A 15,841-nucleotide genomic window follows, 5' to 3' on the forward strand; every position below is an offset into this window, starting at 1 on the left:
ATTCTGTAAATCCCTTATTGTTATATTTAAAATATATAACCTAATTAAAATTTACACAATTATCTGTAAAGACCCAGCTATTTATATAGAAATCTATTTTTTTGATAATTCCCCATCTAAAAAATAGAAAGCTTTTTTATATCTTTAACTCCTTCTAAACTCATTAATAACCTATCAAACCCTAAAGCAACTCCTGAACATTCTGGAATATCTTCTAAACAGTCAAGAAGTTCTATATCTATATCTAAAGTTGACTTACCCTGCTCTTTCCGAACAGCTAAATCACTTTCAAAACGCTTTAGCTGTTCTTTTTTATCTATAAGCTCATAATATCCATTAGCAAGCTCAACTCCACCATAAAAGACTTCAAATCTTGCAGCAATTTGCTGATTATTTTTATCAAAGACTTTTCTAGCTAATGCAGACTGGTGAATTGTATAATCATATATAAAGTATATGGTATTTTCTTGATTAAGGTTTTTCTCAATTTTATAACTAAAAAGTATATCTAAGCAATCAGCTATAGTTGGATTTACTAGACCCTGGATTTGACCTAGGTTTTTTTCAACAATCTTCTCTAGTTTCTCTAAAGAGATAGTATGAGGATTAAAACTATAGTATCTTTCAAAAGCTTCTTGATAGCTTAAATAAATAAATTGAGAATTAGGTTTAACAGCTAAAAAAAGAGTTTGTATCTCTTTCATTAAATCAAAATAATCTATACCTACTCTATACCACTCTATCATTGTAAATTCATGATTATGATATTGCCCACAAGGCTCATCACGAAAAGCTTTACATATCTGATAAATACTACCAGTACCTGCAGCAAGTAATCTTTTCATTGCATACTCAGGTGAACTCTGTAGATATCTTTTACCTACTATCGTATTTAGCTCAAAAACATCAATAAATGGATCTGTAACTCCATAATTATAAGCTAGTGGTGTATCTACTTCTAAAACATCTAACTCTTTAAAATACTCGCGAATTTTGGCTAAGTATTTTGCTCGCTTTTGAATGTTTTCAAGACTCATTTTACTACTCTAATTTTACTTACATTTGCTAACTCAAACTCAAGAAACTTATTATCATTGCCTAAAATATTTAACTTTAAGTCCTTTGATACCCCTTTAGCAATACCTTTAGTTTGTTTATTATCATAATTAAAGGTAATTTTCTTATCTAATGTATAGTCATATTTAGATAGTTCACCCAAAGCTTTCTCGTCACTTATTTCAAATAGAGCTATTATTTGCTCTACTAAGCTAACTATTAGTTGCGATGAATCTATTTGCTCATTATTTATAATTGCTAATGATGTCCACTCACGATCAATATTCTCATTTAAGTGAAACATATTCACATTTATACCCACACCAATGATAATATCAAAGCCATCTTTTTTAATATTTTTGGTTTCTATTAAAATGCCTGCTAACTTCTGATCTTTAAAATAAATATCATTAGGTAATTTGATCTTTAGGTGTTTTTGTTGTTCTGGAGATATATATTTTTGAATAGCTTGTAGAACTCCTAATGCTATTTTAATACTCTTGAGAGAATCTTCAGAGATATTAAAATCACAATGAAAACCAAGAGTTGCATAAATATTATCTTTGTTTTCTGATATCCATTTATCCCCTCTTCTACCTCGAGCTTTTGTCTGAATATCTGCATAGCAAAAATGATATTTAGCAGTAAACTCTTTTTCTAAAAGATAATCATTAGTTGAGCCTATTATCTCAAAATACTCTACATTTACATCACCTATCTGCTGAGTAAGATTTTGCTCTATATATTTATGATTTTTCATCTACTTTTATTTCCAGATCAAACAGCTGAACACTAGATGTTTTCAGCCTAAAACATTTATTACAAATAATTACTTTTAATTTAAAGCTATGCTTTTTCTAACACTTTTATATTCAACGATAAATTAACCTGTCCAAGAAACTCTTCTTTTTGTAACTGATAACACACTCGTAAAGTATCACCTATAGCTATCTCATCTACTACAGCATTATCAGTAGCATTAAACCATATTGCTTTTATAGATGTTGTATCTTTATAGCGTAAAACTAATTGTGCATGGTTTTTATCTTTACCGACTAAACGAACTTGTTCCAAAGAAAAGTTATTACAAAAAATAGGTTTATCAAACTCTCTACCATATGGTTCTAGAGATTCTATTTTTGTTAAAGTATCTAAATTGAAATCATTTACATCAAGCTCAAAATCATACTCAATACACGGCTCTAGTATTATATTATTATTCTCTACAATACTCTTAATTTGCTTTTCAAAAAGATCATAAAATTTAGCAAAATCTTGATACTTTATAGTCAGTCCCGCAGCACCTTTATGTCCACCATACTTAATCATTAAGTCAGAGTCTAGGCCTGCTATATTATCCAGTACTTGCTTAATATGAATATCATCAATACTACGTGCTGAGCCTGATATTAAGTTTGGATCATTTTGAGTTTGCGAAAATATTATCACAGGTTTACCAAACATCTCTTTGATTCTGCTAGCTGAGATACCATGAATACCTGAATGGCCATTCTCAAGTAATATACACAAAGACTTCTTAGTACCATTTAAATCAATAGCTTGAACTATAGCTTCTTGGGTAATTTGTTTTTGAATATCCTTACGTTGATTATTCTGATTTTTAAGATTATTGAAGATTTTCTCAATCTTTTCATCATTCTCTTCTAGTAAGAAACTCACTGAACCTAAAGCATCAGATACTCTACCATCACTATTTAAAATTGGTGCTATACTAAAACCTATATATTCACTAGATAGCTTATCTCTATCTATAAAATCCCAACATAAGCGATCATTTTCCTTTAACTGCTGGATTCCTAGTTTTATAACAATACGGTTATTATAACTGTTTGCCATACTTACACAGTCTGCAACGGTTCCAATAGCAACAAAATCTAATAAATTGCTCAAACCATATGATTTAGATACTGCTTTATTATTTTGTATATATTTTCTTCTTAAAGCTGCCATAAAGAGCCAAGCAACCATACAACCTGCAATTGCTTTATCAGGATAGTTACAACCATCCTGTGTTGGATTAAGCACTGCTACGGCACTTTTTGGAGCTCCTTCTGGAGGTATACCATGGTGGTCTGTTACAATTGTGTCTATACCATTTTGCTTAAGTACTGCTATTCTTGGTTCATCTGTCGAACCATTATCAGCTGTTATTATCAAACTTGGTCGAATACTATCTGTTAAAATACGCTTAATCAAAGATTCTGATAAGCCATAACCTTCTTTCATCCTATGACCAATATAAGAGCGAATTTTATCTTTAGAGTAACCAAAAACTTTTGTTAATGCTTCATGGAAAATAGCATGGGAGGTTTGACCATCACAGTCATGATCTGTTTCTAAACCTATGACTTCATTATTTTGCAAAGCTGTATAAAGCCTATCAACCGCCTTATCAATATCTTTAAATAAAAATGGTGATGAAAGATCTTTCATAGAACCATTTAGAATCAAATCTATATTACTTATATCACTAACTCTTGCAGCAACAAGCTTAGCTAAAAAGCTATCGTATTCTTTAGTAAATAGATGATCTAAAACTTCTTGACTAAATGATCTTTGTTTAATTAGCATAGATTTATCTTAGCAGGATCTTTTCTACCCTTTTGATGATTTCTAAACATATTTACTCCAGAAATAAAGAGTAAACCTAAAGGTATTGCAAAGAACACTCCCCATAAGCCCCACATTCCGCCAAATATTAATATTGCTGAAACCACCCCAACTGGATGCATATTTAAAACTTCAGAAAATAACAATGGTACCAATAAATTACCATCTAAAGCCTGAATAATGAAAAACACGGTCAGCATCCAAACTAAAGTCATACTAATCCCATATTGCAATATCCCAACCATAACCACAGGTATAGTAATCATCACCATACCAACATATGGAATAATCACAGATAACCCAACGCCTACAGCCAAAAGAATCGAGTAGTTAAGATTAAAATATGCAAAACCAAGATATGTAACAATTGAAACAATAATAAATTCTATTGCTTTACCTCTGACATAATCAGCAAGCTTAGGTTTTAGGTCTTCCCACACAAAGAATAAAGCATGATTGTCTTCAGGTAAAAATGATTTAAACCAATTTATAATCCTATTTTTATCCTTAAGGAAGTAAAACACCATTAAAGGCACTAAAAATAAATAAATAAGCACTGAAAACAATAATGGTAATGTTGTAGCTGTGTTCTGTAATATAAAAGAACCTATATTTGAGCTTATTTTCTTCCAATCAATCGTATTAAACCAATTAACGATTGAGTCAATTCTTTCAGCTGTTAACAATGTTGGATACTGCTTAGATAAACTCTCTAGACTTGCTTTTAAACTCGAAAGAGTATGCGAAGCTTGCTTTATAAAATCAATCATCTGATTAACTATAATCGGTAATAACACAAAAATCACAGATAATAGAACTATCAAAAAGATTATATAAACAAAATAGACAAGTATCAGCCGATTTATTTTAGTTACCTTATGTAAAATATTGACAAAAGTATCAAGTAAATAAGCAATAACAAGTGCTGCTAAAATAGGAGCAATATAATTACCAAGAAAAGTTAATACTAAGTAGAAAAATAGCATCAAACCGATAAATACTATTGGCTCATTATTTTGATATCTATCTCTATACCAGTTTTTTATAGTTTTAAAAACCATTTAACAATAAAGCTAATTTAAACTGTTAATATTCTAACAGTTTTAATAAATATTTGAATATATTTAAATTTTAAAGAGCGGTATATTAGGTTATATATTCTTTTTTATTGTAATAACTACAGGAATAATCAAAGCAACAACCACACCAATTATCAACAACATATCAAATTTAGTCACAGACATATCCATGCTCTGTATAGGAATAAAGCCTACAATTATAGCTACAACACAACCTATACATCCTAATATTGCCATAACTATAGTACCAAATGACCCTTTAAATATTTCATACTGACCTTCTTGTAAAGGTTGACTAATTTTAAGCTTAATAGCTGTTATAAACATTAATATATATGCTATTACTGCTAATTGAGCAGTTAGATCACTAAGATACCAGTAAGCTTCATTTACTGATGGCATAAAAATATATGAAAAACAAAATACTGTAAATATTAATGCCTGAGTAATCAGCATAGTATCTGGAGCATCATTTTTATTAGTTCTACCAAAAACTTGTGGTAGTATATTATCATTACTCACAACCATAAATGCTCGTGATAAACCCATAATCCAAGCTGAAGTAGTCGTAAAAGCACCAAATATCAAAGTAATAGCTATAATATAAGTCATCCATGGCATATTGATTTGACTAAAGAAATAATGAAAAGAAACCATTAATCCTGTCACAATATCAACATCTCCAATTTGTAACTGGCTACTTACTAGTATCACAGCAATATTCGATAAAATAAGTGATCCTAAAATCACAGAACCTGATATCAATAGTGCTCTTGGAAAGTTTTTCTTAGCATTTGTAACATTAGCAGCATGTATAGCACTCATCTCAAGACCAAATAAACTAAACATCACAGTTATAAATAAAGCCCAACTACTTATATTATTTCCTGATGGAATAAAATCTGAAATACTTGGTGCTATAATCTCAGAGCTATGTGACAGTGACCATATAATTGCGATTATAATAATCATAAACATAGGCAGAAGCGTACCTATTACTGCTCCTAAAGTACTAACAGTACTTGATGTTTTAATACCAAATAGATTTATAGCTGTGGCACTCCAAAACATTACCAAACTCATTGAGATCATATACCAAGGATTAGCTACTAACTCATTTGCTGCTTGACCTGTAAAAGGAGCTATCACATATGCTATAACTCCTGCAAAAAATCCACATATCGATGGAAACCATACTAAGTTATATACCCATTGTAACCAAATAACTAAAAAACCTAGTCTTTTACCAAATGCTTTTTTAACCCATATATAGATACCACCTGTCTCTTGAGATGATCCAGTAGACATCTCAGCAGTTAATAAGGCACAAGGAATTAAAAAGAAAATACCTGCTAATATATAAAAAGTTACAACTATCCAACCTGCTTGAGCAGTTATAGAAATATTTCTAAGACTATCAACAGCAATAATATTTATCATTACCAGTCTTATTAGCCCAAATTTTTTACTACTTACGATCTGTTCCATTGCTTATCTTTTCTTATAGAAAATAACGCGCTTTAGTATATACTTAAAGTAATTTTATAACAACCTTAATTAACTTTACTTCTATGAAACTAAAACTCTTTGTAATTAGTACTCTATTAAGCATTATAGGTACATGTTATGCTGATGATAGCTCCTATATTTGCAGTAATAAAATACTTAAAAACCCTATCATCCCATCAAAAGAGAAAACTCCTCTAAACTTCACAAATTGGGCTGATTATATATCGCCGGATATTATCCCGTGCTTTTCAAAGCTTTCCAATACTAGAGTAAAGTATATTTATACATCTGATGATAATATGACTAGAGCAAAAGTTATGACAGGATCATCTGGTTTTGACCTGATTGAACAAGGTGCTCTTTATTTAAACAGCGAAATTGCCTCAAACGCACTTATAAAATTAGATAAATCTAAGCTACCAAACTTAAAGTACCGTAATAAAGCTATCTATGACAAAATCTCTAAGATAAATGACCCAGGTAACAAATATGCTGTTGTATATAGTTATGGAACTACAGGACTAGCATATAACAAGCAAGAGATTGATAAAGTTCTAGGAAAAGGTGTTGTTCCTAATAGTTGGAAATATGTTTTTAATAAAAAATATCTAAAGAAGGTATCTAAATGTGGGGTTTCGCTGCTTGATGAGCCTGAGCAAATATTTGGTAACTATTTTTATTATCATGGCGTTGATCCAAATACAAATAGTAAAGCTGAATATGAAAAAGCTGCTTTGGATATTATTAAGAATATACGCCCTTATATTAAATACTTTGATAGTAACAAATACCAAAATGACTTCACAGCAGGAAATCTATGTCTAGTTATGGGATACTCTGGTGATGTGGTTCGTTCTGTTCAAAGAGCCAAAGAGATCAACCCCAGTGTAACTCTTGCTTATGTAATTCCTAAAGAAGGCACAAACATTTGGTTTGATATGTTAATGATTCCTAAGGGTGCTAAAGATTTAGATAAAGCTTATGCTCTAATGAATTACACTTTAGATCCTTATGTAGCTGCACAAAATAGTAACTATATATATCAACCAAATGGTGTAACACAAAACCAAAAATACATGAAAAAGATTTTTGATGATACAAATATTAGACCTACTAATGAAATGATTAAAAAGATGTATGTATTAGGTATTCATGATGCTAAGATGCAAAGCTTTATAAGCAGAATGTGGATGAACGTCAAATACGGTATAGTATTTAAACCTATATACTATAAACCTAATCAAAAATGATTTTTTATTCTTCACAATAACAAACCTAAAATATTAGCGAGCTGTAACAATAATAGAACTACCACTTTCTATAACTCTAGTAAAATGACCTTTGCCAAAACAATCATTCGCTAATAAGATGTCTCCCTGCTGAAATAAGCGTACTTCTCCACTACTAGATTTAACCTCAACTTTACCAGAGAGATAAATAATATAGTGTTTCCTTGATATATTATGCCAATAGAAGGTTTCTCCTTCTTTAAACTCTCTAAGAAGCATTTGATCTACAAAGTATGGTTTTGAGTAAACTCCTAGATTATGTATATCTACTACATTAAAATCTTTCTCTTCAAAATAGGACAATCCATCTTTATCATAAAGCTCAATATATTTCATATGCTAACCTCAAAGCCAGGTAATAAATTTATTTATAATTATAGGATATTAAAATTATATATTAAAAACATATTCAAACTTAATGACTATTTAGCATCATCATAAAAAAATGTTTTAGTATTTTTTCTATAAATATTGATAAAAAACCAACTATGAAAATAATAGGTATACATACAAAAGCCCAATAAAAGACAAACATTGTCTGATCAAAACTCAAATACAATATCACTGCAACAACTATCCCAACTATAGTACTTAATACTGCTCCTATAAGGTTTTTACTCTTACCATAGAAACCATATATTAGACTAAAAGATAATGCTGCTATAGGTATATTAAAAAGTAGCATTTTATCTAAGATATGATCTATGAAAAATGTTGCTATTAGATAGCTTAATATAGCTATAAATAGTACCAAAACCCTATTTGAATTAGTTGTTTTTGTATGATTACTATGAGCAAAAATTACTGAAGCCATAGTATTCCATAAAGCAGCAATAGTTGTTGTAGCAATCAAAAATATCACTATATAAAAGTAAATCTGAATAGCTAACGGTAATTTTCTTGCAATAATACTTGCTAAAGCCAAATCTTGATTTAGTATATTTAACTGTTTAGCAAAACACGCGGTAATAAAAATAGCTATTACATAAAATAAGCTAACTAATACGGCTGTAACAAGCATTGAATAAAAGGCTACTTTAGCTGATTTTGCAGAGAAAATCTTTTGACCATACCATGGTGATAAAATATAAGTAAAACAAGTTAATATAACTAAAGACAAGGTAAATGAAATTGGTAAATTAGCATGACTTTTGACATTAATAATATTCTCCTGTTGGTTATATCCATAAAAATAAAACCCTAGAAATATAAACAAAACTAGACATAAAATAAAACTTATCTTATCAATCTGAATAATTGACTTAAGCCCTGAATTAATAGTTGCAATAAACATCAATAAACACGCTATAAAAGTAATTAATGCCTGAGAGTATCCTGGAAATACCACTTCTAAACATACGGTTATTGAATGAATAAAATTTGCCCCAAAGCCTAACATTGCAACCCATAAACATATTGCAGCAAAAATTCCAAAAGTTCTATTGTAACGATAGCCAAAATACTCTGTGACACTTATGGCATCAAAATTTTTCCATTTTTTTGCTACTGTAACAGCATAAAAGAATAAGCCAAATAAAAATACTAAGCCAAGTGAAATTGCTGAAAAACCATAAGTATAACCAAGACTAGAAAAACCAATAAGAGTTGAAGTGTTTAGCTCAGTCATAACTAAGGTTGCTGTTAGAGCAAAAAAACCAACCTTTTTACCTGCGGTATAATAATTTGATACTGGTACGTTATTATTTTTCATAAGTAGTTAGCTGATTTAAATTCCAATTATAGTTTTGATAATAAATTGTATTATTTGTATCTAATATTGCTTCTCTTTTAGTCTTACTAGTAAGATATTTAGCTATAAACTGACGCATTTGTGTCTGATCGCCAAAATCACTACCATACCAATCAAATATCTTTGATATATAGATATCATTATTTTTTAACTCAAAGCCTTTAGAGCTATTTATCCATGTGCTAAAAGACTTATTTAGTTGCATATTTATTTGATCACCTTGATAAGCATCTTTAGATAAATTTGGACAGCTCATAGAAGCACAATTAACAGCAGAGTGAACTCTTGGATCATGCCATATGGGACGAATAATTCGATGTTCAATATCATTTAGAGTTAATTCTTTACCATCAATCTTAACAACATTTTGATCCCATACTTTTGAACCAAACCAACCTTTATCTATATCTGTTATAGATTTGACTGGATAGTGTTGCAAAATAACTTGGATAGTTAGCATATTGTACATATTTATCCAGTATGCTAATTGTTGATTTTTATTATATTTTAAAATATCTAACTTAGAATAAGTATTTATTATTTTATTAAGATCTTGACTGTCTTCTTTTGAAACAGCTCTATAGTTAACAAATATTTGATCTCCCTTTTGTACAACATACTTGTCTAAGAATGCTTGCCAGGATTTAAAATCAATCTTTGCTTGTGATGATTGATTTGACTTATCCCAATAGCCCCACAACTTTGCACTTGGCGCAGCATTCAAAGATGTAGCTATCAAAGCCAGTATTACTAACAGAAAATATTTGGATATTTTTATTTTTTTCATTCTAAACCTTCGCTTGCTTATAAAATTCATAAACTCTATAAAAAGTTGTCCATAATACTAAAACAGTAAATAAAATACCTAGCCACAATACTGTTGAAGGTAGTAAAATCATCACAATAAAAAATATAAATGTTTCAGCTCTTTCCATTAAACCTGGCGAATAGTAAAAACTTTTTGATGATTCTTGCTGACTAAATATTCCAACAAGTAAAAAACTACTTATACAAACAATTATCGACATCATCATTATCAATCCAACCCAAGCAATCTCTGGCTGGTAAATAAAAATAGCAACAATAATAAAAGACTCAACAAAACGATCACATAAGATATCTAACATTGTGCCTAATGGTGAATTAGATTTTTGCAATCTAGCAACACTACCATCTAATACATCAAGATAACCTGACATTAAAAGAAAAATCACTGCTAACCATGATATCCATAAAACAAACACTGCACTTATAAAACCTGTAATAAGAGATAATATAGTCAAGGTATTTGGTTTTATATTTAAAGCTGACAGTGATGTTGCTACAGCATTTATAAAATACTTTTGAAACCACGGTCTAACACTTTGCTCTAGCATACTACTCCTAACTAAAACTTTAATAAAAAACGCACTATTTTTTTAACTTTCTCACTATAAATAGATGGTGTGAAATATGATCCAGCTATACGTTTATTTAATTCACTAAGGGTTGGATATGGCACAATATGTGAAGCCATTTGCTTAATCTTGAGCTTATTTTTAATAGCTAATGTCCATTGAGTAATAAGCTCTCCAGCCTGCTCTCCAACAACACTAGCCCCTAAAATATAACCTTTTTTATTAACAGCTACCTTAAGTAAACCATGTGTTGAAAGATTTGCCTGAGCTCTATCATTACTTTCATATGGTAGTGTTAATATTGTTGCACCTTCTTTCTCAGCTTGCTTAATAGATATACCAGTATGAGCTATCTCTGGAGTTGTATATACAGCCCATGGAAAACTTGAATAGTTAACTTTTGCAGGCAATTTAAATAAAATATTTTGAATAACAATTCCAGCATGATATCCAGCAGTATGAGTAAACTGATACTGACTTGCCAAATCACCAATTGCATATATATTTTTATAATTAGTCCGTAATCTTGTATCAACATCCACACCTTTGGCAGAGTGTTTAATGCCAACCTTATCTAAATTAAGCTTTTCTATATTAGGTTGTCTTCCAGTAGCTACTAATAGATGAGAACCACTATAATTGCCATTATCAGTTTCTAACTGTATCTGAGTATTTTGTTTTGATACTTTTGTAACTTTAGCATTAGTAACTACATTTATACCAAGCTTTTTAAACTCATCTAATAATATTTGTCTACAATCGTTATCAACAGGGCCTAATATAGTTGACTCTGCCTCAAGGAGTGTTATCTTTGAGCCTAGCAGTGCATGAGCTTGAGCTAACTCAACCCCAATCGGCCCACCTCCCATCACAAGTAAATGCTCGGGCTGTTTATCTAAACTAAAAATTGTCTCATTTGTCAGATAATCAATATCTGCTAGCCCTTCTATGGGAAATACTTTTGCTCGTGAGCCAGTCGCTAGAACTATATATTTTGCTTTGATCTGTATATCGCCAGCTTGGACAGTTTTCTTATTTATAATATGAGCATAATCTTGTATAACATTTACACCCAAAGCTTCAAACCTCTCAACAGAATCATGAGGTTCTATCTTTGCTATCACGCTAGCAACATGACTTTGAACTTTTTTGTAGTCTACTTCGAAGCTTTTAATATCAATTCCAAACTCTTTAGCTTTATGACAATTATGTACAATTCTTGAAGCTTCGATCATTGCTTTAGATGGTACACAGCCATAATTTAAGCAATCTCCCCCCATTCTGCCACCTTCACAAAGGACAACTTTCGCACCCATTTGTACAGCTCCAGCAGCGACAGATAGTCCACCTGAGCCTCCACCAATCACACAAATATCAGTCTTTATTTGTTTCATGCTTTAGCTCCTTTAATCCTTTTATATATAACCGGTACAAGTGATAATATTGCTAATGCGATTATAGGTAAGATAAATTGTGGTGCAAAAATAATACTCATATCTAATTCTTTACCTTGACGTAATACAAAGCCTAATCCTGTACCAACCCATGTATAAATTAATGAGCCAGGTATGATTCCTAATAAAGTTGCCCAGAAAAATGTTGATAAGCGAATGCCAATGACTCCACAAGCTATATTTATTGCAAAAAATGGGAATAAAGGTATCAAACGTAATATTAGTAAGTAATTAAAAGCATCATTTTCAAAACCTTTGCGTAACTTTTCAATACTACCTTTTGCTTTAGCCTTTAATGTTTCACCAAAAGCCGTTTTTACAGCCAAGAATAATAAGCAAGCTCCAATAGTTGCTCCTAAATTTACCCAAATAACTCCTGGAAACAAACCAAATAAAAACCCTCCTAACAAAGTCATAATAGTTGCTCCAGGTATTGAAAATGCTACAACTACAATATACACAACAATAAATACTAATGAGCTAAGCCAAAAATAAGAATTTGTCCAATTGATTAAATCTTGATAATGTTGTTTTATGGCAGCTAAAGATAGATATTTCTGCCCTCCTAAAGCAAAAAATATTATTAAACCTAATATCAAAACTAAAATAGGAATATAACTTTTAAATTTACTCATCTTATATAACCTTAAGTATACAAATTATAAAAACTTCATATTCTAAATAGTATACTAAATCAGTCTAAAATATACTCAAAGTATAAAATATTATCAAATATACATTTATTTGAAGCAACAGCATATTTTATACTTTAATCTATAGTCATATCTCTTTGCTCAAAATACTAAGTTTAGCAATATGCTAGATAAGAAATAAAGTAAAGATATAGATAAGATGATAGCTTAAACTTAGAATAGCAATCTAATAAATGTTTCCTAAGAAATTATAAAGGAGAACTATTATGAATGAACTGACTGAATTTTTGGATTTTTCAACTTGCAACTATGCAGATTTCTTAGCTGATGATGCGTTTATGGATATAGGTATAAAGCCACTCTGGTCAAACATGCCTCGTTTAGTTGGTAGAGCTTTTACAGTTAAATGTGAAGCTGGCGATAATTTAATGGTTCATGCTGCAATTTATAAAGCACCGCCTGGTTCTATTTTAGTTATTGATGCTGGTGATAGTCGATTTGCTGTTGCAGGTGGTAATGTCTGTGCTACAGCTGCTGAAAGAGGAATTCTAGGCTTTATTATTGATGGTGCAATTAGAGATGTCGGTGAAATTAGAGAAATGAAATTTCCAGTCTATGCCCGCGGAAATGTACCAAAACCAGGGAAAAAGCTAAAACTTGGAGAAATGAAAACTCCTATCAAATGTGGAGGTATAAATATAAATAATGGTGATATTATTGTTGCAGATGAAGAAGGAATAGTTGTTATCAAACCTGAAAATGCTCAAGATTTGCTGGCTAAAACTAAAGCAAAACAGACTAAAGAATCCAAACAATCTTTAAAAGAGTGGCAGGCTGAACATTATCAGAAAATCTCATCTTTAGTAACAAGCCTAGGTCTTTAGTTTAATATAAATAACAATTATTCAAATTTTATCTATTGTTGGCCTAGTATAACACCCCTTTAAAACTATCTAATTCAGTAATAGGATATTTTATAATTTCAAAAAAAGGTGAATAATCAAAGTCAGAAGGAACAAATAATCTGGGATTTCTAGTATGCACCTTTAATTTGCCATCAGTTGTTTTCTCTAACTGTGGTAAGATAGGAAATTTTGCTTTAATAAATGCCGTTGCGATTAGTAAAGAACAAGTTAATTTTGTTGGGTTTTGTGCATTATGATTAAATAAGCTAGAATGCCACTTTCTTGGTAAAATCCACCAAGGACAAAAAAATCTAGCTAAATCAAATACCTGTTGATTATCATAGGGTAAACCTAATTGAGAAAGGACATAGTTAATAATTATATTTTTTTGGATTTTAGAAATATTTCTCGGTCTACAAATTCGCAAGTGATCTGATACATAAACATCTAAGTTCTTTATAACAACGCCCTCCCCAATATTACTTTCTATAATAAGTGGTCCAGGTTCTAACTTGGGATTATGTTTTAAGATTAACTCTTGAATATCTTCTGCTAACTCTTCAAGCCTGCCTATATATAGTGCTGAGTGGGTCCAAATACTTCGTGTAATTACACTAATAGCTCTAGCTGCACGACTTCTACCTTCTACAAGAATTACATCACATACCTCTAGACGTCTGACTAGTCTACTATAGTCAGATAGAGGTGATACTCTAGGCTTACTAATATTAAATAATAAAAAATTACTAATTTTCTTATATATTAAAGTTTTTACTTTCTTCATAAATCTATAGCCCAACCTAAAAGTGGTGCAATACAAGAGCTTACTAAGAATCTTTTAGATTTTTTAGTAAAAAACTTCAATTAATTTTAAAGCTTTTTCTTTAATTGCTCTAAATAATCATTTGTTTTTCTTAGCCCTTCATCAGCCTCATGTGATATTTCTGGATGCATATTTTGTTCAACTGCTGCCATTTCTTCATAACAATCTGCAGCATTTTGCTCTAATAATTTAATTTTTTCTTTTATTGAAATATCCATAGAGTATATTCTTTCGGCTTCTTTCTTTAGATTCATAATGCACTCCCCTAAAATTCCTTGATATATTAAAAGTATATCAAAAAGGTATATTTATTATAAACACTTCACTCAATAGTGGTATATTTATATGAACATTATTATCTTTATCAGAAAGTGAAAAAATATTTATAGAAAAAAGTTATAGGAAAATTTTCTTTGAATAATTAAGTGACTCTTTAGCTACTTGATAAGCATTTACATATTTTAATATAAAGAAATCTCTTGTTTGTGATTTAATTACCTTAACTGCTGTGGACACAGACTCTCCATTATCAACAAGATCATGGAATTGCTTAATAAAGCTATCCTTTTCTAAGTTACTCATAACCTATACATTTTAAATAAATTTGTCCTATTATAATGACTTATTTGCTGTAAAAAAACATACTATACAGCATTATATTTTATTAGATAGTTTATTTTACAGAACCTGATCTTTATCAAAATTTTATTCAAAGATTATAAATAGAATAAAGAGCTACTCAATTATTAAACTGAGTCATCATTTGTTGTATCAACTTGTCTAAATTTAATTATAATATCTGTATTTTTTTGAAGCGACTTAACTATATCTGAATTTTTATCATTTGCAGCAATATTAGCTATTATAGAAGTATTTAACCTAAGAGTTGTATTTTCATTCTGGATAGTATTGTATATCAAACCTATTTCATGACCTACAGTATTATTTAGTTCGTGCCAAAGCTCTTTTATTCTATCTCTTACACAATTTCTACTAACTCGATGTAACACATCTGACAGATGAGATTCAATCATGCAATTATACTCACTTGGCTTATAGTATTTGTTAATCAAATCTTCCAATTCTTTAACCTCTTTACTATTGGTTAGAACACTGAATTTTTTAGCCATTAAATATCCTTATATTTCTAAATATAAACTAATATATAAGTATTAAATCTTATATTCTAGCCTGTTTACAGCCTTTAACATTTAATTAATATAGGTTCTGTGCACAAAAAATATAAATTAGATTGAAAATAGCTAAACCGTTGTTATTTAAAAGTTGAAAGACAG

General features: G+C 30.1%; 17 protein-coding genes. 2 read left to right on the top strand and 15 right to left on the bottom strand.

Annotation, left to right across the window (positions count from 1 at the left end):
- Positions 1-116 precede the first annotated feature (116 nt).
- The 5 genes from epmA to AB8E56_RS08800 all read right to left on the bottom strand — a co-directional run bounded on the left by epmA (position 117) and on the right by AB8E56_RS08800 (position 6,254).
- Positions 117-1,037 carry an EF-P lysine aminoacylase EpmA gene (epmA, locus tag AB8E56_RS08780; protein ID WP_329480180.1) on the bottom strand — a complete coding sequence of 307 codons (921 nt, stop codon included), beginning with the start codon at positions 1,035-1,037 and terminating at the stop codon, positions 117-119.
- Positions 1,034-1,816, bottom strand: coding sequence for a biotin--[acetyl-CoA-carboxylase] ligase (locus AB8E56_RS08785; RefSeq protein ID WP_329480182.1), 783 nt, complete (start codon positions 1,814-1,816; stop codon positions 1,034-1,036). Before AB8E56_RS08785 ends, epmA begins: the two co-directional genes overlap by 4 nt.
- 86 nt (positions 1,817-1,902) lie before the next feature.
- On the bottom strand, positions 1,903-3,648 hold the full coding sequence (gene recJ / locus AB8E56_RS08790) for a single-stranded-DNA-specific exonuclease RecJ (RefSeq protein WP_329480184.1): 1,746 nt from the start codon (positions 3,646-3,648) through the stop codon (positions 1,903-1,905).
- Positions 3,642-4,748 (bottom strand): AI-2E family transporter, encoded by a 1,107-nt coding sequence (locus tag AB8E56_RS08795; RefSeq protein WP_329480186.1) that lies wholly within the window; start codon positions 4,746-4,748, stop codon positions 3,642-3,644. Before AB8E56_RS08795 ends, recJ begins: the two co-directional genes overlap by 7 nt.
- Positions 4,749-4,838: 90 nt before the next feature.
- Positions 4,839-6,254 (bottom strand): APC family permease, encoded by a 1,416-nt coding sequence (locus AB8E56_RS08800; RefSeq protein ID WP_329480188.1) that lies wholly within the window; start codon positions 6,252-6,254, stop codon positions 4,839-4,841.
- An 83-nt stretch (positions 6,255-6,337) separates the two neighbouring features.
- On the opposite strand from AB8E56_RS08800, the gene AB8E56_RS08805 reads away from it, so the two are divergent.
- Positions 6,338-7,525, top strand: coding sequence for a polyamine ABC transporter substrate-binding protein (locus AB8E56_RS08805; protein ID WP_329480190.1), 1,188 nt, complete (start codon positions 6,338-6,340; stop codon positions 7,523-7,525).
- A 33-nt stretch (positions 7,526-7,558) separates the two neighbouring features.
- Here AB8E56_RS08805 and AB8E56_RS08810 read toward each other — a convergent pair whose 3' ends face one another.
- The 6 genes from AB8E56_RS08810 to AB8E56_RS08835 form a co-directional block, all read right to left on the bottom strand.
- The gene (locus tag AB8E56_RS08810) at positions 7,559-7,900 is read right to left on the bottom strand and encodes a hypothetical protein (protein ID WP_329480192.1); all 342 of its coding nucleotides are present in this window, start codon (positions 7,898-7,900) and stop codon (positions 7,559-7,561) included.
- Between the two features lie 79 nt (positions 7,901-7,979).
- The gene (locus AB8E56_RS08815) at positions 7,980-9,275 is read right to left on the bottom strand and encodes a sodium:solute symporter (RefSeq protein ID WP_329480194.1); all 1,296 of its coding nucleotides are present in this window, start codon (positions 9,273-9,275) and stop codon (positions 7,980-7,982) included.
- On the bottom strand, positions 9,265-10,101 hold the full coding sequence (locus AB8E56_RS08820) for a DUF547 domain-containing protein (protein WP_329480196.1): 837 nt from the start codon (positions 10,099-10,101) through the stop codon (positions 9,265-9,267). Before AB8E56_RS08820 ends, AB8E56_RS08815 begins: the two co-directional genes overlap by 11 nt.
- Before the next feature lies 1 nt (position 10,102).
- Complete coding sequence (locus AB8E56_RS08825) at positions 10,103-10,690, bottom strand: CDP-alcohol phosphatidyltransferase family protein (RefSeq protein WP_329480198.1); 588 nt, start codon at positions 10,688-10,690, stop codon at positions 10,103-10,105.
- A gap of 11 nt (positions 10,691-10,701) precedes the next feature.
- Positions 10,702-12,105, bottom strand: a complete 1,404-nt coding sequence (locus AB8E56_RS08830; RefSeq protein ID WP_329480200.1) for an FAD-dependent oxidoreductase — start codon at positions 12,103-12,105, stop codon at positions 10,702-10,704.
- Entirely contained in the window at positions 12,102-12,800 is a 699-nt protein-coding gene (locus tag AB8E56_RS08835; RefSeq protein WP_329480202.1) for a VTT domain-containing protein, read from the bottom strand. The genes AB8E56_RS08830 and AB8E56_RS08835 overlap by 4 nt, the downstream gene beginning before the upstream one ends.
- Before the next feature lie 284 nt (positions 12,801-13,084).
- Between AB8E56_RS08835 and AB8E56_RS08840 the strand changes: the two genes are divergently transcribed.
- Positions 13,085-13,702: an RraA family protein gene (locus AB8E56_RS08840; RefSeq protein WP_329480204.1), complete on the top strand. Its 618-nt coding sequence runs from the start codon at positions 13,085-13,087 to the stop codon at positions 13,700-13,702.
- A 43-nt stretch (positions 13,703-13,745) separates the two neighbouring features.
- Here AB8E56_RS08840 and AB8E56_RS08845 read toward each other — a convergent pair whose 3' ends face one another.
- From AB8E56_RS08845 to AB8E56_RS08860, 4 genes are all read right to left on the bottom strand, one after another.
- Complete coding sequence (locus AB8E56_RS08845; RefSeq protein ID WP_329480206.1) at positions 13,746-14,507, bottom strand: YiiX/YebB-like N1pC/P60 family cysteine hydrolase; 762 nt, start codon at positions 14,505-14,507, stop codon at positions 13,746-13,748.
- An 86-nt stretch (positions 14,508-14,593) separates the two neighbouring features.
- Positions 14,594-14,800, bottom strand: coding sequence for a hypothetical protein (locus tag AB8E56_RS08850; protein ID WP_329480208.1), 207 nt, complete (start codon positions 14,798-14,800; stop codon positions 14,594-14,596).
- A 142-nt stretch (positions 14,801-14,942) separates the two neighbouring features.
- Positions 14,943-15,128, bottom strand: coding sequence for a hypothetical protein (locus tag AB8E56_RS08855; protein WP_329480210.1), 186 nt, complete (start codon positions 15,126-15,128; stop codon positions 14,943-14,945).
- Between the two features lie 164 nt (positions 15,129-15,292).
- Entirely contained in the window at positions 15,293-15,676 is a 384-nt protein-coding gene (locus tag AB8E56_RS08860) for a hypothetical protein (RefSeq protein WP_329480212.1), read from the bottom strand.
- Positions 15,677-15,841: the final 165 nt, after the last annotated feature.

The organism is Francisella sp. 19X1-34, from assembly GCF_041102755.1.
Classification (GTDB): Bacteria; Pseudomonadota; Gammaproteobacteria; order Francisellales; family Francisellaceae; genus Francisella.